This window comes from Cupriavidus sp. WS (genome assembly GCF_000395345.1).
In the GTDB taxonomy this organism is placed as follows: domain Bacteria; phylum Pseudomonadota; class Gammaproteobacteria; order Burkholderiales; family Burkholderiaceae; genus Cupriavidus; species Cupriavidus basilensis_B.
The window spans coordinates 1-904 of the sequence record NZ_AQPL01000730.1; the positions used below are offsets into that span (position 1 = coordinate 1).

At 69.2% G+C, this 904-nt stretch carries 1 protein-coding gene; it reads right to left on the bottom strand.

Annotated elements, in window-relative coordinates; translation table 11 throughout:
* Positions 1–904 (bottom strand): phosphate acyltransferase (locus K206_RS0136905; protein ID WP_020207198.1); only part of this gene is annotated, 904 nt, incomplete at both ends.

Sequence of the window (904 nt, forward strand, 5' to 3'; positions counted from 1 at the left end):
GGCCGCGGCATCGACCACCACCAGCGCCGTCATATTGACGATGCGGCGCACCGTGGCCGACGGCGTGAGGATGTGCACCGGCGCCTTGACCCCCAGCAGGATCGGCCCGATCGCCACGTTGTTGCCCGCCGCCACCTTCAGCAGGTTGTACGCGATGTTCGCCGCGTCGATGTTCGGGCACACCAGCAGGTTCGCCTCCCCGATCAGCGTGCCGTCCGGCACCAGCTGCTCGCGCAGCTTCGGGTCCAGCGCGCTGTCGCCGTGCATCTCGCCGTCCACCTCCAGCTCCGGCGCCCGTTCGCGCAGGATCGCCAGCGTGTCGCGCATCTTGCGCGCCGACGGCGCCTCCGAGGTGCCGAAGTTCGAGTGCGACACCAGCGCCACCTTCGGCTCGATGCCGAAGCGCTTGAGCTCCTCGGCCGCCATGATGGTGATCTCCGCCAGCTGGCACGCGGTCGGGTCGACGTTGACGTGCGTGTCCACCAGGAAGATCTGCCGGCCCGGCAGCACCAGCCCGTTCATCGCCGCGTACACCTCGTTGGTGCCACCCAGCACCTGGTCGATGTAGCGCAGGTGCGCCGCCGTGGTGCTGACCGTGCCGCACACCATGCCGTCGGCCTCGCCCTTGCTGAGCAGCATCGCGCCGATCAGCGTGGTGCGCCGGCGCATCTCCAGCTTGGCGTACTGCGGCGTGATGCCCTGGCGCGCCATCATCTTGAAGTAGGTCTCGGAGTAGTCGCGGAAGCGCGGGTCGTTCTCCGGGTTGACCACGGTGAAGTCCACGCCGCCGCGCAGGCGCAGGCCAAAGCGCTCGATGCGGTGCTCGATCACCGCCGGGCGGCCGATCAGGATCGGGTTGGCCAGCTTCTCGTCGACGATCACCTGCACCGCGCGCAGCACGCGC